The organism is Neisseria weixii, from assembly GCF_002327085.1.
Taxonomy (GTDB): domain Bacteria; phylum Pseudomonadota; class Gammaproteobacteria; order Burkholderiales; family Neisseriaceae; genus Neisseria; species Neisseria weixii.
Genome location: NZ_CP023429.1, coordinates 2,161,830 through 2,181,699 on the forward strand (window position 1 = coordinate 2,161,830; position 19,870 = coordinate 2,181,699).

At 44.4% G+C, this 19,870-nt stretch carries 14 protein-coding genes, 2 tRNA genes and 7 pseudogenes; 9 read left to right on the forward strand and 14 right to left on the reverse strand.

The window, feature by feature from the left end:
- Window positions 1–2: 2 nt before the first annotated feature.
- From CGZ65_RS10875 to CGZ65_RS10885, 3 genes are all read right to left on the reverse strand, one after another.
- Window positions 3–77: transfer RNA gene (locus CGZ65_RS10875), tRNA-Arg, on the reverse strand.
- Window positions 78–81: 4 nt separating this feature from the next.
- Window positions 82–528 carry a DUF441 domain-containing protein gene (locus tag CGZ65_RS10880; RefSeq protein ID WP_096295818.1) on the reverse strand — a complete coding sequence of 149 codons (447 nt, stop codon included), beginning with the start codon at window positions 526–528 and terminating at the stop codon, window positions 82–84.
- A 10-nt stretch (window positions 529–538) separates the two neighbouring features.
- The gene (locus CGZ65_RS10885; protein WP_096295819.1) at window positions 539–1,513 is read right to left on the reverse strand and encodes a polyprenyl synthetase family protein; all 975 of its coding nucleotides are present in this window, start codon (window positions 1,511–1,513) and stop codon (window positions 539–541) included.
- A 214-nt stretch (window positions 1,514–1,727) separates the two neighbouring features.
- Here CGZ65_RS10885 and rplU point away from each other — a divergent pair, with 214 nt between their 5' ends.
- The 3 genes from rplU to ubiM all read left to right on the forward strand — a co-directional run bounded on the left by rplU (window position 1,728) and on the right by ubiM (window position 3,834).
- Entirely contained in the window at window positions 1,728–2,036 is a 309-nt protein-coding gene (gene rplU / locus CGZ65_RS10890; RefSeq protein ID WP_096295820.1) for a 50S ribosomal protein L21, read from the forward strand.
- A gap of 27 nt (window positions 2,037–2,063) precedes the next feature.
- Entirely contained in the window at window positions 2,064–2,336 is a 273-nt protein-coding gene (gene rpmA, locus CGZ65_RS10895; RefSeq protein ID WP_096295821.1) for a 50S ribosomal protein L27, read from the forward strand.
- Between the two features lie 313 nt (window positions 2,337–2,649).
- A complete protein-coding gene (gene ubiM, locus CGZ65_RS10900; RefSeq protein ID WP_096295822.1) occupies window positions 2,650–3,834 on the forward strand; it encodes a 5-demethoxyubiquinol-8 5-hydroxylase UbiM in 1,185 nt (394 codons plus the stop codon).
- Between the two features lie 173 nt (window positions 3,835–4,007).
- On the opposite strand, the gene CGZ65_RS10905 is transcribed toward ubiM, so the two are convergent.
- From CGZ65_RS10905 to rlmD, 10 genes and pseudogenes are all read right to left on the reverse strand, one after another.
- Window positions 4,008–4,505 (reverse strand): pilin, encoded by a 498-nt coding sequence (locus CGZ65_RS10905; RefSeq protein ID WP_096295823.1) that lies wholly within the window; start codon window positions 4,503–4,505, stop codon window positions 4,008–4,010.
- A gap of 84 nt (window positions 4,506–4,589) precedes the next feature.
- Window positions 4,590–5,081, reverse strand: a complete 492-nt coding sequence (locus CGZ65_RS10910) for a pilin (RefSeq protein ID WP_096295824.1) — start codon at window positions 5,079–5,081, stop codon at window positions 4,590–4,592.
- 641 nt (window positions 5,082–5,722) lie between these two features.
- A pseudogene (locus CGZ65_RS10915) lies at window positions 5,723–6,513 on the reverse strand (fimb protein).
- 184 nt (window positions 6,514–6,697) lie between these two features.
- A tRNA-Asn gene (locus tag CGZ65_RS10920) sits at window positions 6,698–6,773 on the reverse strand.
- Window positions 6,774–6,852: 79 nt separating this feature from the next.
- Window positions 6,853–7,211, reverse strand: a pseudogene (locus tag CGZ65_RS10925) (roadblock/LC7 domain-containing protein).
- Window positions 7,212–7,253: 42 nt separating this feature from the next.
- A complete protein-coding gene (locus CGZ65_RS10930; protein WP_096295825.1) occupies window positions 7,254–7,895 on the reverse strand; it encodes a peptidase M23 in 642 nt (213 codons plus the stop codon).
- A 1-nt stretch (window position 7,896) separates the two neighbouring features.
- Window positions 7,897–8,432, reverse strand: a pseudogene (locus CGZ65_RS10935) (GTP-binding protein).
- Between the two features lie 16 nt (window positions 8,433–8,448).
- Window positions 8,449–9,542, reverse strand: a pseudogene (locus tag CGZ65_RS10940) (response regulator).
- Between the two features lie 23 nt (window positions 9,543–9,565).
- Entirely contained in the window at window positions 9,566–11,020 is a 1,455-nt protein-coding gene (locus tag CGZ65_RS10945) for a 23S rRNA methyltransferase (RefSeq protein WP_096295826.1), read from the reverse strand.
- Window positions 11,021–11,186: 166 nt separating this feature from the next.
- A pseudogene (gene rlmD, locus CGZ65_RS10950) lies at window positions 11,187–12,526 on the reverse strand (23S rRNA (uracil(1939)-C(5))-methyltransferase RlmD).
- A 145-nt stretch (window positions 12,527–12,671) separates the two neighbouring features.
- On the opposite strand from rlmD, the pseudogene CGZ65_RS10955 reads away from it, so the two are divergent.
- Together CGZ65_RS10955 and argC are read left to right on the forward strand one after the other, a co-directional pair.
- Window positions 12,672–13,708: pseudogene (locus CGZ65_RS10955) on the forward strand (L,D-transpeptidase).
- Window positions 13,709–13,893: 185 nt separating this feature from the next.
- On the forward strand, window positions 13,894–14,937 hold the full coding sequence (argC, locus tag CGZ65_RS10960; RefSeq protein WP_096295827.1) for an N-acetyl-gamma-glutamyl-phosphate reductase: 1,044 nt from the start codon (window positions 13,894–13,896) through the stop codon (window positions 14,935–14,937).
- A gap of 115 nt (window positions 14,938–15,052) precedes the next feature.
- Here the strand turns inward: argC and CGZ65_RS10965 are convergent, their stop codons facing one another.
- Window positions 15,053–15,328, reverse strand: coding sequence for a hypothetical protein (locus CGZ65_RS10965; protein WP_096295828.1), 276 nt, complete (start codon window positions 15,326–15,328; stop codon window positions 15,053–15,055).
- Window positions 15,329–15,638: 310 nt separating this feature from the next.
- On the opposite strand from CGZ65_RS10965, the pseudogene CGZ65_RS10970 reads away from it, so the two are divergent.
- From CGZ65_RS10970 to ubiB, 4 genes and pseudogenes are all read left to right on the forward strand, one after another.
- Window positions 15,639–16,324: pseudogene (locus CGZ65_RS10970) on the forward strand (S24 family peptidase).
- Between the two features lie 106 nt (window positions 16,325–16,430).
- Window positions 16,431–16,769 (forward strand): iron-sulfur cluster insertion protein ErpA, encoded by a 339-nt coding sequence (gene erpA, locus CGZ65_RS10975; RefSeq protein ID WP_096295829.1) that lies wholly within the window; start codon window positions 16,431–16,433, stop codon window positions 16,767–16,769.
- Between the two features lie 430 nt (window positions 16,770–17,199).
- On the forward strand, window positions 17,200–17,874 hold the full coding sequence (locus tag CGZ65_RS10980; protein WP_096295830.1) for a hypothetical protein: 675 nt from the start codon (window positions 17,200–17,202) through the stop codon (window positions 17,872–17,874).
- A gap of 148 nt (window positions 17,875–18,022) precedes the next feature.
- Window positions 18,023–19,534: a ubiquinone biosynthesis regulatory protein kinase UbiB gene (gene ubiB, locus CGZ65_RS10985; RefSeq protein WP_096295831.1), complete on the forward strand. Its 1,512-nt coding sequence runs from the start codon at window positions 18,023–18,025 to the stop codon at window positions 19,532–19,534.
- Window positions 19,535–19,870: the final 336 nt, after the last annotated feature.

Consider the following 19,870-nt stretch of genomic DNA (forward strand, 5'->3'; position numbering starts at 1 on the left):
ATTGGCCTCGCCAACAGGAATCGAACCTGTATTTTACGCTTAGGAGGCATACGTTCTATCCGTTGAACTATGGCGAGCGCGTTAAACTTTTCCGGCAATAAACGACAATATACCTGCGGCAATCAGCGGACCAACGGGAATACCGCCCAAAAAAGCCACGCCGGCGATAGTACCGATTAACAAGCCGGTTACCAAAATCGGCTGGCTGCTCATCAACGGCACACCATGCCCGGCAATCCATGCCACAAAAATACCGACAGCCACCGCGGCCAGCATTTTGACATTTAAAAAGGCCGCCAGATTAGGCAGCTGCACTTTACCCGAAACCAAAGGACTCAACACACCAATGGTCAGAAAAATAATACCGACACTCAAACCATATTTTTCCGCAAATGGAATGTATTTTGCCAAGGCCGTTTGTTGCATCAATAATAAAACAATCGCGGAAATCGTAATCGAATTATTGTTGCTCAACACGCCCAGCAAAATCAGCGCCACCAAGAAAAGCGGGATAAAACTGAAATTCATGTCACGCTCTTTAAGACACGCGTGCCAAAGATTCTTCGGCAAGCTGACGCATGGCTTCGGTAACCTCACTTTGCGGCAAGACATTCAAACACGCAATCGCTTTTTCAACCGCTTTACGCGCTTCGTTTACCGAATACGGCAAAGCGTCTGAGTTGACCACATGATGATGGATTTTCTCAAAATAGCTGCGATCGGCATTTTCCAAAGCATGGCGCACATCGTTCGCCGCCTGCTCCGAGCCATTGCGCATCAGATAAATCAGCGGCAAGGTCGGTTTACCCTCAGCCAAATCATCGCCGACGTTTTTGCCGATTTCTTCAGTTTCACCCGAATAATCCAATACATCATCGATAATTTGGAATGCCGTACCGACATACATGCCGTAATCTTTCAACGCCTGCTCTTGCTCCGGCGCAGCCTTGCCTAAAATGGCACCGACTTGCGCAGCGGCTTCAAACAGCTTGGCGGTTTTGTACTGAATGACCTGCACATATTCAGTCTCGGCAATATCGGTATTGCCGATATTCATCAGCTGCATCACTTCGCCTTCTGCAATGATATTGGTCGCGTCTGCCATCACTTCCAAAATCTTCATACTGCCCGAGCCGACCATCAACTGAAATGCACGGGTATATAAAAAGTCACCCACCAATACCGCCGCCGCATTGCCAAACAGATTATTCGCGGTTTTGCGGCCACGGCGCAAATCACTCTCGTCTACCACATCATCATGCAGCAACGTCGATGTATGAATAAATTCCACCATCGCCGCCAGTGAATACAGCTTCTCATCATCATAGCCCACGGCCTTTCCCGCCAAAATGGTGATAATCGGGCGCAGTCGCTTGCCGCCGGCGCTGATGATATAGGTACCGATTTGGGAAATCAGCGCCACATCCGACTGAACAGCTTGATTAATCACAACATTGACTTTGGCTAAATCATCAGACAGATGACGTTGGAAATAAGGCAGATTTTCGAGCATAACCGGAATTTCTAGAAAATTAAAAGAGAGTGTTGCATAAAAATATCATATCCAGCGCGCGATTATAGCAGCAAAGACCGTTTTATACACCTTTCAGGCGGCATTTTCATCACAACAGAAATAAACTTTGACAAAACAGCAAAATATGCATAAAATTCAAGGTTTCGCACATAGGGTGCGAATGATTTAACCATAAATTCTCATGGAGTTGAGTATGTACGCGGTCGTAAAAACCGGCGGTAAACAATACAAAGTTACCGTTGGCGAAAAATTGAAAGTAGAACAGATACCAGCCGAACTCGACAGCCAAATCGAACTGAACGAAGTTTTGATGATTGCTGACGGCGAGTCTGTAAAAGTAGGCGCTCCTTTTATCGAAGACGCAAAAGTAACAGCCAAAGTAGTGGCTCACGGTCGTGGCGAAAAAGTCCGCATTTTCAAAATGCGCCGTCGCAAACACTACCAAAAACGCCAAGGCCACCGCCAAAATTTCACCCAAATCGAAATCGTGGCAATCGCCTGATTTAACACAAGCTAAGGAGTATTCAACATGGCAAGTAAAAAAGCAGGCGGCAGCACCCGCAACGGTCGCGATTCGGAAGCCAAACGCTTGGGCGTGAAAGCCTACGGCAGCGAACTGATTCCGGCAGGCTCTATCATCGTCCGTCAACGCGGCACTAAATTCCACGCCGGCGACAACGTAGGCATGGGCAAAGACCACACTTTGTTCGCTAAAGTTGACGGTTACGTAGAGTTCAAAACCAAAGGCGCGTTAAACCGCAAAACTGTAAGCGTCCGTCCTTACACCGGTTCTGAAGAGTAACCCACCCAAATCAAACCGCTTCTTATGCTAAGAAGCGGTTTTTTCTTATCCCCATGCTTATCCCCACGTTAATTTTTATTAACCCTCCCCTGCCAAATCAGACATTCCCACGCCTTTTCCCTGTCTTAATGTGGACACTTGATATACATTAAAGCCCACGTAAAAGCTTGCATACCGAATGAATCTTTGCTTTATTCTATAAGCAATTTTGCTATAATTTGCCAATCATTCCGGATTACCCATCAACTGCCGGCACACAGTGCTTAAGGCCGTCTGAAAATAATCCACAGCCATTACAATAAAGGATACCTCCATGAGCTTACACAGCGATATTCTCGTCGTCGGCGCAGGCCCGGCAGGCCTCAGCTTTGCCGCAGAACTGGCAGGCAGCGGTTTAAAAGTGACCCTTATCGAACGCAGCCCGCTGGCTGTGTTGCAAAATCCGCCATACGACGGCCGGGAAATCGCACTCACCCACCTTTCCCGCGAAATCATGCAACGCCTAGGCATGTGGGAACGAATTCCCGCAGACGAAATTTACCCATTACGCGATGCCAAAGTATTAAACGGCCAATCCGATTACCAACTCCATTTTCCACAACCCACCCAAGCACGCGGCGAACCGGCCGACTGCTTAGGCTACTTGGTTTCCAACCACAATATCCGCAAAGCCGCGTATGAAGTGGTCGCCACACTCGATAATGTCACTATTCTGACCGACACCAACGTTAAAGATGTCAAAGTATCCGATCAAGAAGCGCAAGTCATCCTCGAAAACGGCGGCATCCTGACCGCATGCCTGCTTTTGGCCGCCGACAGCCGCTTCTCACAAACCCGCCGCCAATTGGGCATTTCATCCGACATGCACGATTACAGCCGCACCATGTTTGTCGGCCGTATGAAACACACGCTTTCCAACGGCCACACCGCCTACGAATGCTTCCACTATGGCCGCACCATTGCCCTGCTGCCGCTGGAAGAACACATCACCAATACCGTTATCACCGTCGATGCCGATAAAACCGATTCCATCAAAGCCTTAAGCAACGAAGAGCTGGCCGCGATGGTCAAAACTCAATTAAAAGGCCGCTTGGGCGATATGGAAGTGGTCAGCACATTCCATAATTACCCACTGGTCGGCATGATTGCCCAACGCTTCTACGGCAAACGCAGCGCCCTTATCGGCGATGCCGCCGTCGGCATGCATCCCGTTACCGCGCACGGTTTCAACTTAGGCCTATCCAGCGCCGATATTTTGGCCAAACTGATTTTAGAAGCCGAACAACGCGGTCAAGACATCGGCTCAAGCACCCTGCTGGAAAAATACAACAGCAAACACATGCTGCACGCCCACCCGATTTACCACGGCACCAATATGCTGCTGAAACTTTTCACCAACGAAACCGCCCCGGCCAAAATCCTACGCGGCTTGGTATTGCGCGCCAGCAATAATTTCCCACCGATTAAGAAGCTGATTACTAAGCAGTTGACCGGTTAGGGATTTGAATAATTTGCACAATAGATAATAGCAAAAGGCCGTCTGAAAATTCAGACGGCCTTTTGCTATCTTATGAATATCTAATACTCTAGATTGGTTTTAATTCATTTAAAATAAAATTACATGAATTCATTCATAAATATATTTAAATAACATTTCAACTGATTTAGTATCTAATCAACAATTTTGCAGCCACTAATACTAAAATCACTTTTGTCAACTTTATTTGACATTGTAATTTGACAGCTCCAAAGACCTGAAGGATTACGTAATAATTCAACTGTTGTACCTGTTAATATCGCGCTAACATCACCGCCAATGACTGCTTCAATTCCGCCAAAACTGCCATCAGCAGATTTAATAGTAGCTAAACTAATAATATTAGAGACAGGATTATCACCTTGAATTCCTATGTATTCATAAATACCTCCATTATCAGAGTATGGAGTGCCATTTTGCGCAGCATCTACAGTAGGAAAACCACCATTAGACAAAATGGTCTCAATAGATGCTTTGGTGCTTGATAATTCATGTACAACACGCGCTAATTGAGCTTTTCCAACATAATTTTGATAAATTGGTAACGCAAATGCTGATAACACCCCTATAATAACCAATACGATCATCAATTCAACTAATGTAAACCCACCTGCTATATGGTTTTTATGCATCTTTTAAACCTTTATCAACTTAATAATTATAAAAGCGTACCATATTTCTATGATACGCTTTTCAAGATTACAAAATGGTTACAATTAAGGGTTAGCTGCGTTAGCTGCTACTACAGCACAACCTGATGGTACATATTTTTCATCAGTATTAGTTGTACAAGACCAAGTACCATCGGTAGTACGTGTCCAAGTTAGTGTATCATCTTGTAAGTCAGCTGCTGCATTGTTACCAAAAGTAGCTACAATTGTGGCTGCACCAGTATCTTGTAAAGTTACCTGAGGCACACCTGTACCAGTTGCTAAGGTTTCACCACTTTGCGCAGCACCAGCTAACAAGTTAGATCCAGTTGCACCAATTTTACAGTTACCATTTTGGTCGCCAACAGTCAACTTACCATCCAAAATACAAGTCTCAGCAACTGTTTTCAGGTTACCAGATTCACCCATTACACGTGAAACTTGTGAACGAGCGATGTAGTTTTGATACATAGGTAACGCAATCGCCGCCAAAATACCGATAATTGCAACTACGATCATTAATTCAATCAGGGTAAAACCTTTTTGCATGCTTTTCATTTAATTAACTCCAGTTAAAAAATTTGTGAATAATTGGTTGTATATTATATTTTAAAAATCCGTAATGCGCTTGGCACTTTTGTTTACTGCATATGAGTAAAACCATAAAGAAGAAGGAATATACAGCTTCCGGCTCGGTATCCGTTACGCTTCAACTTTGCCGGATATAATCAATCAAGCAATGGGCGTGCCAGTTTTCAATAAATCTTGAAATTTTCGCATATTTTATCAAAAGCTGTTGTTTTATATAATTATTCTATCCATTCCTAGTTTCAGACGGCCTAAAATATCTGTTCTTAAAGCGGAGTTGAAAATTTCAATATGACATTTTTTGTCAATTTTCATGGATATTCGTCATTTTTATTTTAGCCGTTTTTTGTCACCTGCCGTTTTTTGTCACTTTCCAACCCAATATTGATAATATATTAAATATTTGGATAATCGGTTTCAATTTAAAACGAACGGAATACCGCATTCATTATTAATTTTTATCCTACTGTTTTTAATGACTTTATTTCCCTATCCAAAACGGCTAGAAAAAAATTAGGCATTTATTCTGATTTTAGCTTACTGAGTGATAAATTTAGTTAAATTTTAAATGAATATCTAATATGCCGATTAAATAATATATTTGCATAACATCAGCGGTTCACGATAAATCCGTCTATAGGCGCATACGCTGCAAAATCTGCATGTTGGTCAAGCAAAACAATCCAATCTTTATTCAGACTACTGGTAAACGGTAAGTAATACAGCTGCTCATCGGATTTCACTGATGCGCTCGAAAGAATCTCTGCTTCACTCAAGCCCCGCGCTTGTGCCAATACGGATAGGGGTTTCATCTTGGCACGGATTTTCGCACGTTCTTTCTCATCATCTTCAAGCCACCAATTCGGCCGCATACTTGGCTCAATCCCTTGTAAAGACATGGATAAACTTTGGTTGGCTTCTTCCATATCCACAGGCTCACGCAGGCCCACACGCTTTACACCAAACTATGATAATTGCTGCAAACCTTCCGGCACATTGGGTAGCTGCTCATCATCAATTTCAGCAGCCGTAACCACCATGATTCTGTCTTGCTCAAAAGCAGCCACCACCGGACGTGCTTGAGAAACGCTGTAAATCCCATACAGTAATGCGGCCAATTAGATAGCACCCGATTAAGCTAAAATCGATTACGCGCTCTTTAGTAGATTTTTTCGGGCTGGCCAATACCAAGGTTAATTAAAGGACCGCATATCACATCAACGATAACAACCAATTTATATAACGCTAAACCACCTGTTAACTCTTCATAAGGATGCGGATACCAGATTTTAAAAACCAATAGTGCTGCTGCACCTGCGACAAAAAGGCTGATTAATAAATGCCAACCTGCATTTTTAAGTGCAAATTTAAGTCGGGATACCGAGGGAATTATATCGGTCATCATTGTATATAATGTGTTTTAAGTGAGTGTTGTTTTATCAAAATCGGGAAATGATTTTCAGACGGCATATTATATATTTCGCTATTTGTTTTCAACTATTATATAAATGCATGACATTCCACCATCAATTAAGTAGAATTTACCTATAAAAAAAAGACCACTCATAAAGTGGTCTTTTAAAATTTGGCTCCCCGACCTGGGCTCGAACCAGGGACCTGCGGATTAACAGTCCGTCGCTCTACCGACTGAGCTATCAGGGAATAAAAATTTGATTGTATTCAACAATAATTAATCTGTCAACCTATTATTTTAATTTTGTGATAATCCAATGTCTCTGCATTATAAAATTTCAGCAATATGTTTGGCAGCGCGTTTGGCATCGAGCAAAATCAAACCTAATTTCCCACTTTCTTTGGCCATCAGAGCCAATACGGCATTGTTACCGGCTTGGCTTAATAAAATATAGCCGTTTTTACCTTTACCATCACTTGATCAAGCTCACCACAAGCCAATTCTTGTACGGAGCGGTTGCCCAAAGCCAATAAGGTGGCTGACATTGCACCGACGCGGTCGGCATTTAAATGATTTGGCAGTAATGTTGCAATCGGCAAGCCATCGGGAGAAATCACGGCAGAAGCGACAATATCGGTAGAGGTGTTATTCAAATCGCTCAATACGGAGATTAATAATTGTTGCATATTTTATTCCATTCAAAATGTAGTGGGTTATATCAGGTCGGATTAGCGACTGCCGTATCGGTGATATAACACTTTAACCATGGTAACAAAGGCTTCTTTATTTAAATCAGGCATACCACCGATAACCAAAATCAGTTTGGTTTGTCCGATGTAAAGTGGAAAAAAGGTCAATTCGCTTTGGCCTGATGGGTCGCAAATACCCCATGCGCTGTTATTGATGTGCAGATTGTTACGGATCAATAAGCGGTGATTGTCTTCAACTTTTGCTACTTCGCTCGCCAATAAGCCCAATTCTTCAGCCGCCTCGTGATGAAAGCCTGCATTGGCAAAATAAAGCCCGTTTTCATCAGCCAACAATGCTTTGCCGGAATTAGACAATTGCTCTAATAGTTGCGGCAATTGCTCATCAGTTAGATTAACATCGTCTGTACTCATTTGCTCGTCGCCATATAAGAATTCCAAGCGTTGCAAACGATACAGCAAATTCAGTGCTGTGTTGATGTCGCTGGTATCGGCCCAAGCCAGCACTCTTTGGCTGCTGATGGTTTCAGTAGGCTCTGCCCGCAATAAACCGTAGAGCAATGTACGACTGGCGCTCGGGGTTTCGTTGGAAACAGCATAATAGGCACCTGCCGGCGTAATTTTGGGGTACAAATTTGACTGCAGAGAAAGTGTCGATTCCATCTTATACCTCTAAACCCGGATCAATTGAGAATAACATCGCTGTCACCAGCTGCTTTACATCGTCTTCACGACGGGCATCAATCTCAAAAACCGGTACATTAAAATTATTTTGAGCCAAGTATTTTTGATATACATCCACTCCCGGCAGGGAACGGATATCCATTTTGGTCACACCGACCACCAAGGGAGCGGTTTTCAGTAATTCACGGAAAGCTTCCAAAAAAATTGCAAGTCTTTCAATGGATTAGTGCGGGTATTATCCAGAAGCAATACCAAACCCATACTGCCTTGACTGAGAATTTCCCACATGAAATTGAAGCGTTCTTGACCCGGTGTACCATATAAGTGCACTTTGGTTTCTTCATCCAAATGAATTACACCATAATCCATGGCAACAGTGGTATAGCCTTTGCGCACCAAAGTCATGTCGGAAGCGGAAGCATCGGTTTGAATCGGCGGTTCATCGGATAATGCTGAAATGGCTGTTGTTTTACCTACACCTACCGGACCGGTAAAGATAATTTTATTTTCTTTCATTGACTTGTCCTTTTTATTATCGTTTACCAAGCAATTTACGCATCAGACGCTGCAACAAACCACGCGGCTGCTCTTCAGACGGACCGGCCACTTTTTCGGCCTCCTTAGCCATTTTGCTGTCCGGCACATCGCTGCTGACATTAACACGATCAGTCAAATTAGCCGGCGCTGCCTGAATATATTCTGTGTCGGTCGCTAAGAAACCTGTTACTGATGTCGCGGCCAAATAATTCAAAATATCCAGCATTTCTAAAGGCATAACTTTATACAAAATATTCAAGTTAACCGATGTTTTGGTTAGAAAGGCTGACAACCGCATGGATTCAGGCACATGTGCCAACCGGGTTAAATTCGGCCAACGCTTCAAAGTAAAGACGGTTTGCGGTGTCATCGGATAAATCAGACGGCCTTGTGCAGTCCAAATTGCCATTTGCCACAAGCACGACATAATCGTAACTTTAGCCTTTTCTTTCCATTGCGGATTATCCGGCACAGCCTTACATACTACGGCAAGATTATCATCTTTACATAATTTTTCCAACTCAGTAGCATTAACGGTCAATAAAACACGCTGAATATTGGGAAAAACAATCAATACCGGTTTGCCTTCATGCAAAACGGCAATATCTTGATGGCCTTGACTGGCAAATTTCAAGGCCCCAGCAAACCTTTTTGCGGATTAAAACGGCGAATAGTTGCTTTGCGTGTACCATCGGCTTGGGTTTGCCCTGCTTCCTGACCGGAAGTCACACCGTCTGAAACGGTAAAAATCTGTCCGCCTTGCGCCAAGCTGCGCAAAATAGGGAATAAGGTATCAAATTTGATTGGTTTGGGCAGATACGGTGTAGTAACGGTCGGTTCAGATGAAGAGAACATGGCCACCGGTGTTTGAGAATAGGCTGCTGTTGCTGCCTTCCACGCTTCTATCCCTTGTTGTGAATCGGTATCAACCAAAATCAAATCCGGTTTATCGGCTGAGTCCGGCGTGACAATTTCGTAATTCGTCGTATTGTGCATTTTAAAAGCCATACGGAATACAGCCTCTTGCTGCTCCCCCACTTCTAGCAGCATAATGCGTATGGTTTTAATTTTAGGTAACAGATTGTCCATTATTGGTACTCTCTTGGGTTATTTTATTTTTTAGAATGTTGGTTGACACGTTGCAGCAAGCGGCTCATGGCCAAAACTACTTCTTCCGGCAAGCTGACGACGCGTTCGCGCAATAAACGTAAGAATTGTTCCAGGCGCGCCCAATCTTCGGCACGCTCATAAAGGTCAAACAGCATCACATAAAGCTGAGATTCTTTCGGATATTGCAATACTGCCTGCTCTAAAGTACCAATGGCTTGATCGAGCTGACCATACATCAGCAAGGATTCCACTTCTTTCAATGCCTCATCGGCAGGCGAATTGTTCGCGCTGATGACAGAAGAATCTTTTTGCACCAAATCCCGGTATTTGGCTTTTATTTGTAAGGCAGTGGGTTGCAAATAACCACGTGATAAGCCGATCTCCCGCACTTGCTGCTCACTCGGACTGCGTTCAAGGTCGTCAAAGAGCTCATGGTAGCCGAGACTATAGCCCCAACCCAACATGCGTTCTTTAACTTGGCGGCCATATTGCCCCAAAGAGTAGTAAAGCTTCCACAAATGCTTGGCAAACTGACCGACTTCTTCGTTTTGATAGTCCAACTTCAAGGCATCGATAATCAGACTTGCAGGTTTAGCAGAATGGTGAATCGCGCGGTTGTATTGTTCTACTGCTGTTTCATAATTAACTTTATCTTTCAGAATCTTGGCACTTTGCTCCGGCTTAACAAAGCCGATTACCGCATTCATCTCTTCAGGCGTAATGTCGCCAAATTCCTTTTTACCCAAAACAATTGGTGCGCGCTTAGAGAGGCCATTAGCAACTTGCGGATTGGCGGAATCGATGGTGAGAACAGGGTTGGTTACGATGTTGTCATCCAGACCGTTGTTTTCACCAATTTGTCGGGCAACTTCCTGTATGTTCCAGCCCAGTTTGCTCTCCGCCAATACGCGTAGACGCAAATGAGTAGGCTCAGCCATCAAACCCAGTTTCACATATTCAGCCAAACTGTCTTCCGGCAAAGCAGCACCATGATTTTCTAAGGTTTCGGCTAATTTATCGATATTACTGATACGCAGATTTAAGCCAACCAATTCATGAACTAATTTTTCAGGTGCGCCGTCAGGCAAACCATTGAGATAGCTGGCGAGTGATTCGGCGGCTTTGCTTTCGTAGCCGAATTGCTTATAAACTTGATATTCGGTTAATGGATCAACTTCCTGAGCGGATACGGAAGCCGTAGATGCGCCGCTGCCGCCTTCCATGCCCCACTCCCAATCTTGGTTGTCGGCACTGGAAACGGACTGATTGACTTTATCCATCCACTCTGCGCCATCAGAAGCTTCGTCAGCCTGATTTTGATGATTATTTTGTCTTGATGCTTTAGTCGCTTTGCCCGGTTTTTTTGCTGTCGCACCGCCTTGTTTATAGCGCACGAACAACAAGACCAGCAACAAAAGCGCCAGCAAGATGATTAAAAGCGAATAATTCAAGAACACCTCCCGATGATGCGCGAATGCGCAATCATACTGCCAATGTATTAATATGTTCGACACTCATTTATTTATGCTATCGAATCATGTTATCCCTAGATTAATTATGATAGCATGATTCATCAGATAATTACATTAAAAACCATTTTACAGACAGCCTTATTCTATCGGTTCACCGCTCAAACACACCTATGGATTCGACATGAGCAGTTTGTGGAAACATGTTCATCACGCCGGCTGACTTAAAAACATAGCCTTTCCCAATCAAAACAGCAGCATCGCGCGCGAATGTAGCAGGATTACAAGACACATAAACGATACAATTGGGCAAATATGGTAAATGTAGCGATTTGACGACAGCATAAGCGCCACTACGAGGCGGGTCGAGCAACATCTTATCGAATTGCCCCACGAGGCTACTGTTGCTTCATCTGTTTCAAATAAGTCTGCCGTTTGAAATTCAACCTGTTGTGTACAGCCGTTTGCGATGGCATTTTGCCGTGCACGATCAACCAAATAATCTGCGCCTTCAATACCGACTACACGTGCGCCACATTTTGCCATAGGTAAGCTGAAGTTGCCTAACCCGCAGAACAAATCGGCAATTCTTTCGCCTGAACGGATATTCAGCAACCGGATGGCGCGACTAATCATCAGTGCATTTAAATCGGCATTAATTTGAGTAAAGTCGCCCGGCCGATAAGGCATAGTCAAATCATACTCAGGCAAATCATAAAACAAAGACAAATCAAGATGATGGATTGGATAAAAAGCCTTTGCCGATTCTTTACCGTATTGCAGCCACAGCTGCCAAGTTTCGTTTTTTTCTTTTAAAGACGTACCAAACCACTTTCTTAATTGGTGCTCTGTTTTTTCAGACGGCCTTTGATAAAAACACAGATTCAATACGGTTAATTTTTTACTGTGGTAAAACTCGACAAATTTGATTTCCTCTCCCGAATTTACTAATTTTTGCAGCAACATTTTTACCGAAGGAATCTGCGCGGAAATGTGTTGTGGCAACACCTCGCAAGAAGCAATATCCACCACATCATGACTGCGCTTGGCCTGAAAGCCGAGCTTGACTTCGCCTGACGCATCAATGGCGACACTCAATCTGGCTCGATCACGGTAGCGCCAAGATGCCGCATAAATCGGCGGCAGAATTTGCTCCGGGAACACTTTACCGATGCGCGCCAATTGCTCTTCTAAAATTCGCTGCTTAAATGCGACCTGTGCATTCGGCTCGATATGTTGCAATACGCAACCGCCACATGTATCAAAATAGCGACACTTTGGTTTAACACGTTCACCGGATGGCTTTAAGACAGATTTAATTTCCGCTTCGTCGAATTGTTTTTTAGATTTACTTATGCGGTAGCTAACGGTTTCAGACGGCATGGCACCTTTGATAAAAACCGCTTTTCCGTTTACACGCGCCACCCCGCGCCCTTCGTAATCCAAAGAAAAAACGTCCGCCACATTCTTCACACACTCCCCTTCACCATCTATTCATCATAACTCAAATATTGATTTTAAATAACCGTTTACCAGTTATTACTTACCGAAAAGGCATATTTTCGCACAGTTACCACTATATTAAGGTATGATTTTCCACAATCATCTTTTAACCCTTTGTTAAAACACAGACAAATACATGAAAAAAATCAGCTTAAGTTTATTTGCACTGACACTGACCACCACGGCATTTGCCAACACCCCGCTGCCTGATGTCGCACCGGCAACCGAAGGCCAACACGTTTTCATCAATATTCCGCAACAACGCCTGTTTTTATACACCAACGGCAAACTGACTAAAGCTTATCCTGTTGCAGTTGGTAAAGCCATGACCCAAACGAATTTGGGCGAACACAAAATCGGCGTCAAAGCTTTTAATCCCACGTGGCACATTCCAAAATCAATTCAAAAAGAACGTGGTGACAATGTGAAAACGATTCCGCCAGGTCCAAAAAATCCTTTAGGGCCAGTATTTGTCCGACTTGGCGATCCGAAATTAGGCTTAGGCATTCACGGTACTAATGTACCGTCTAGCGTACCGGGGTACGCAGCCATGGTTGCGTGCGCATGAAATCGCCCGATGCCTTAGAGTTTGCCAAAACCATCTCTACCGGCTCACCGGCTCACGTAATCTACCAAATGGCGACTTTAAATGAAGATGCCAATAAAAATCTGTGGCTTGCCGCTTACCGCGACCCATACGGCAAGAAAAACCTTGATACAGCCGCATTGAAAAAAAGCATTGAGGCATGGACAAAAGCTCATGGCAAAAACATCAACACCAAACGCGTTGATGCGATTTTGAAGAACCGCACCGGTCAAGCCAACTGTTTAACTTGTGTCAAAGGCGTGAAACTCAAAGTCCCGCTAAAATCTCTGGCTTGGACGGCCGGCTCATCTGCTTACAGCAAACCGAAAGCAATGCCGAAACCTGCTCCGGTTAAAGACGATGTATTGCCATCAGGTTCGGAAATCGAAATCGATGCCGGTGATGATACTGTAAAACCGGTTATCCCGACCCCGGCGACACCGCAAACTACTCAACCGGTTGCACCAAGCAATGCAGCGGCTTCTGAAGCAAACGTGCCTGTACCTGCCTCAAACTATGTTCCTGCACCTGCTTATCCGACACAGGAAATTCCGGCGGATGCCGAGCCAACCGAATTGCTGTTTTAATATTTTAATGAACATTAAGGCCGCCTGAAAAAGAAACTTTTGTTTATCTTTTTCAAACGGCCTTTGTTATTTACTATGCAGATGATTCACTGCGCCGAATAATTTATGATTGCTTACCCTTTTCAGACGGCCTTCCAAGCCTTAAACTAACCCACTGTTGAATTTATCCTTATTTGGAGATACAGATGAACGCTAAAATCAAAGTCGGCATCGTCGGCGCAACAGGTTATACCGGCGTTGAATTATTGCGTCTACTGACCACGCACCCCAATGTTGAAGTAACCGCCGTCACCAGCCGGGGCGAAGCCGGCATAGCGATTGCCGATTATTTCCCAAGCCTGCGCGGCATATATGATTTGGTTTTCCAAACTCCTGACGTAGCCGGCCTTGAACAATGCGATATGGTCTTTTTTGCCACTCCAAACGGTGTTGCCATGAAAGAAGCACCGGAATTATTGGCCAAAAATGTGCGCATTATCGATTTATCTGCCGATTTCCGCATTCAAGACATTCCAACATGGGAACAATGGTATGGCATGACACACGCTTGCCCCGATATTGTGCCGCAGGCCGTTTATGGTTTATGTGAAATGAACTGTGAAGCCATTACCCAGGCGCAAATTGTGGCCAATCCCGGCTGCTACCCGACCTGTGTGTCCCTGCCGTTGTTGCCATTATTACGACAAGGCCATCTGAAAACCAATATGCCACTCATTGCCGACTGTAAATCCGGCGTTTCCGGCGCCGGCCGCAAAGGCAATGTCAGTTCGTTATTGTGCGAAGCCGGCGATAACTTTAAAGCCTACGGTATCGGTGGGCACCGTCACTTACCGGAAATCAAGCAAACCATCAATAGCTTACAAGCCGATGTGGCCGAAGGTTTCGTGTTCGTCCCACACTTAACCCCGATGATTCGCGGCATGCATGCCACCGTTTACCTGCACTTGAATGACAACATCAATCCATACGAAATCTTGAGCGACTTCTATCAAGACAGTCCTTTTGTGGATGTGATGAAGCCGGGTAGCACGCCAGAAACCCGCAGCGTACGCGGTGCCAACATCTGCCGCCTAAGCGTGCAGCAAGCACCGCAAAGCCGGCTTTGGGTGGTGTTGTCGGTGATTGATAATCTGGTTAAAGGCGCTGCCGGACAAGCTGTTCAAAATATGAATATTATGTTTGGTTTTGACGAACGCTTAGGCTTGCAAGCTGCGCCATTATTACCTTAAGTTTCAAGTAAAGATTTGAAAACAAACCTGAGGCCATCTGAAATGCTGCATATTTCAGACGGCCTCAGGCCTTACTGCGGGTTTCTACTGTGTATTGTTTTCGATCTCAATTGATTTATTCGTAAACCACACCTGCTACGAATTCTTGCTCATTGAGACCGCCATATTGCTGCTCCCAATCATGCGATGCTTCAACGATGTCACATTCGCGCGCAAATTTGCGCTGCTTGACATTCATATTCTCCAAAACCAAATGGCTCAACTGCTCACACTCTAATGCGGAAAGCGACACATTAGGAGATTGCGCTTCCGAGTAGCTGACAGGAAACGCTATCAAGCCTAAAGCCAAAGCCATTACTGCCAACCAAGTATTTTTACGATAGCCTGTCATTTTGATTCCTTTAATTAAAATGATTAAAAATAATCCCATTCTTTTGAAATCAATCAGATTAACTTGAAGCCCCTCTTCATACACCATACACAAAGCATATGACAGAATAAACACAGAGACAAACTCAAAAATATGGAAAGGAACTTTAGTTAATCTTTACTTTCCGACATAATACTAAGAAAAAATAAATAATGCAATAATTTTTCTTAGTTTAACTAATTTTTTTCTTACATTATTCCAAAAAATGAAGTAAAATATAAAACAATCAACCAGTGTGTATCCAAAATCACACTTTCATCTAAGGAATAACATGGATACCTTTAAAGACAGACTGGCCTTTTTATGGAAAGGCGAAGCCAAGCAAGCAAAAATTGCTGCCGATATTGATATGACTATTGCGGGATTTAGCCGAATTTGGAATGAAGGCGGCTTACCGAAATCAGAAACCTTAAAAAAATCAAACAATTGAAAGGTTGCAGTATTGATTGGCTGCTGACCGGCGAAGGCGACCCTTTTCCCGACCAAGCCACACCCAATACCACCGCTTACGATACGCTCGGCAATCCCGTTGATGTTGAAGAATTTGTGTTTGTGCCACGTTACGACATTCAAGCCGCCGCAGGCCATGGCCAATTGGTGGGGGATGAAAAACCTGTCTTCACTATGGCTTTCCGCCGCTATTGGATTGAAAACTACGTCACCCGCGACACCAAAAATTTATCCGTCATCTCCGTTAAAGGCGATTCGATGGAAGGTGTGCTCAACGATGGTGATTCGATTCTGATTAACCACAGCGAAACCACGCCACGCGACGGACTGTATGTGTTACGACTCAATGAAAATCTATTGGTCAAACGTTTGCAGTTAATGCCGGGCGGTATTGTGAACGTCATTTCTGCCAACGAAGCCTATCCGACCTTTGAAATTGATTTGAACCATCTGGGTGACGACATCGCCATTATCGGCCGTGTGGAATGGTTTGGGCGCAATATCTGATTTTTATGGCGGCTATTGAATTTTAAGTCATTGTCCCAACTTGCCTTAGTGAGCAGATTGCGCGACAATACACATAACATTCATATAATATAAAAGGAATCACATCATGTCAGATGAAAGCCCTATTCTATTCACCGATAGCTGCTGCACCAAAGTGGCGGATCTTATCGCGGAAGAAAGCAACCCAGAACTCAAATTGCGTGTTTTTGTAAACGGCGGCGGATGCTCCGGTTTCCAATACGGCTTTACCTTCGATGAAATCAAAAATGATGACGATTTTGAAATCGAAAAAAACGGCCTGACTTTCCTGGTCGACCCTATGAGCTACCAATACCTGATCGGTGCCGAAATCGACTATACTGAAAGCCTGCATGGTTCCCAATTCGTGATTCGCAATCCTAATGCCGAAACCACTTGTGGCTGCGGTTCATCATTCTCGGTTTAATGGGTAGGCCGCTTCAGATAGATTGATATATTAAGACCTGATATTTCAACCAATCACCCAAGGTTAGGTTGGGCTATCGCCTAGAAACGCTTTCCAACAAAAAGCCGTCTGAATGATTCAGACGGCCTTTTCATGGTATTTTGTTTAAATAAGTATCCGTTTTGTGTGATTTATGATATATATAAAATAATTGACTAATATATTATCCATTATTGAACAATAATACTAATTGGACAATCACCGTTTACAGACCTGATTTTTTAGTTTTATTACACTAGGCTATTTTAACCCTAGAAATTACCCTTTATCTGTTGCAGAAGACAGGCAACTTTATAAGATTTATACTTTTTCTAACAATAGAAAATCTCCTGATAAACCGCACACTAAAAACTACATAAGCCGTTTTATCAATTGTACAAATGGGATACTGATGAACCAAAAAGCTAAGCTTTACGACGTATATGTTTCTTATCCGCCCAATGTCGATCGCGAGCGGATTAATGCTTGTTTGTATGATAATCTGCCGGGAAACGAAGCAGAAGATTTGGTGCAAGCATTGGCAGAGCGCCCACAAGCTATTATTGCTGAAAACTGCACGCAAGAAGAACGCGAAAATGCCCAACATTATTTCAATTACTTGGGCTTAGATGTCATCGTCCGCCATTCTTTAGAACTGGCGCCAAGCTCTCTCAATTCTGAGTCAGAAGAAGGTGCACCGGCAGAAATCAGCCAATGCCCGGTGTGTATGACCATTATTGAAGATCCGGACAAGCCTCATTGCGTGGTTTGTGATTTTCAATTCTCCAGTGCCACGCCCCAAGTTATTGACCGCAAACGCATTGAATGGCAAGAAAAGCTGGCCTTTGAACACAAAAAGCAAACCGAGATTGCCCACAAACTCAAACAAGAGCGCGAACGTGAAGAAAAAATCCTGCGCAAGCAAATCCGTGCGGAATTGGAAGAAAAGCTGCGTGAAGAATTGGGGGAAAATCGCACCCTGATTGCTATCGCCGCCAAACGCAAAAACATCTTAATCGGCATAGTTGCCTTCATTCTGATGATTTTATTGGTTGCAGCCGGTTACTTTGCCGCTAAATTCCTGTAAATTTCTTAATTTAAAAGGCCGCCTGAACATATTCGTTTCAGACGGCCTTTTTGTATGGTTTACCTATTCATGCCTAATAGAATGCTTTGGCGCAACGCCTTGCAATGATTTATAATTCGTCCATCTTCAGTGCAACCGAATGCCCACCATGAAATGGCTCAAACGCATTAAAACCATCTTTCGTACCCTCTATCTTTACAGACTGTACGATTTATTTATCAATTATATCCAGCAAGATTGGTTGCGCAATTTAATCGGCCAGCTGCCACAATCAGGCGAATACCAAGATCAAACCTTGCCCGTGCGCTTACGCTTGGCTTTAGAAAGTCTCGGTCCGATTTTCATCAAATTCGGCCAAGTCTTATCTACCCGCCCCGATTTGATTCCTTATGAATACGCTATTGAACTGGCGAAACTACAAGACCGTGTGCCACCGTTTGACGCTCAATTGTCACGCCGCCAAATCGAAAAAGCCTTAGGCCAATCGATTGAAAAAATGTATGCCGAGTTTGAAATCGAGCCGGTTGCCAGCGCATCGATTGCCCAAGTACACAAAGCACGTCTGCACAGCGGCGAAGAAGTGGCAGTAAAGGTGTTGCGCCCGAATATCCTGCCGGTTATCGAACAGGATTTGGCGCTGATGCGCTTGGGCGCAGGCTGGTTGGAACGCTTATTTGCCGACGGCAAACGCCTCAAGCCGCGCGAAGTAGTCGCCGAATTCGACAAATACCTGCATGACGAATTAGATTTAATGCGCGAAGCGGCCAATGCCAGCCAGCTCGGCCGCAATTTTGCCGGCAGCGACATGCTGATTATTCCCAAAGTATTTTACGATTACTGCTGCCGCGACGTACTGACCATTGAATGGATGGAAGGCACACCGGTTTCCGACATCGCCACGCTCAAAGCTAAAGGAATCGACTTAAAAAAACTGGCCGATTACGGTGTGGAAATCTTCTTCACCCAGGTGTTCCGCGATGGTTTTTTCCATGCCGACATGCATCCGGGCAATATTTTAGTCGCCGATGACAACCGCTACATCGCGCTTGACTTCGGCATTATCGGCAGCCTGACCGATTACGACAAACGCTATTTGGCGATTAACTTCCTCGCTTTTTTCAACCGCGATTACCACCGCGTCGCCACCGCCCATATCGAATCAGGTTGGGTGCCGGCCGATACGCGCGCGGAAGAGCTTGAATCTGCGGTGCGCAGCGTGTGCGAACCGATTTTCAACAAACCAATTTCGCAGCTTTCATTCGGCTTGGTACTGATGCGCTTATTTGAAGTAAGCCGCCGCTTTAATGTCGAAATCCAGCCACAACTGGTTTTGCTGCAAAAAACGCTGCTCAACATCGAAGGCTTAGGCCGCCAACTCGACCCTGATTTGGATTTATGGGCCACAGCCAAACCGTTTCTTACCAAATGGATGAACGAACAAATCGGCCCCAAAGCCTTTCTTAACCAGCTCAAAACCGAAGCCCCGGACTGGGCGCAAATCCTGCCGAGCCTGCCACGCAAACTCAATGCACTGGTAGATGAAACCCGCCAGCAGGAAATGCGCGACGCTTATCTGCATTTGATTAAAGTGCAGCAACGGCAAAGCCTGTGGCTCGGCTTGATTGCCATTGCCCTGCTGCTGATTTTGATTTTTAAATAAGTACGAGGCCGTCTGAAAGAATCTGTTTTCAGACGGCCTGAGACCTTTGCAAAACTGATCAATCATTAATAAAAACTAAAACTGCCGTCATTCCCGCGCAGGCGGGAATCCATCTCAGAATTCAAGAACCATTTTATTCAATAGCTTGCCATATTAAAAAATGGATTCCCGCCTGCGCGGGAATGACGTCGGTTTTATGTGTGCTGGCTTTTAAAGGAGCTTTGCAAAGGACTCGGCCTAAATGATTTAGCCAAGATTTCATTCACGCAATACACCATTCGAAACCGTCTGAAAAGCAACACACCTTTTTCAGACGGTCTTGTCATCTAACCCTAA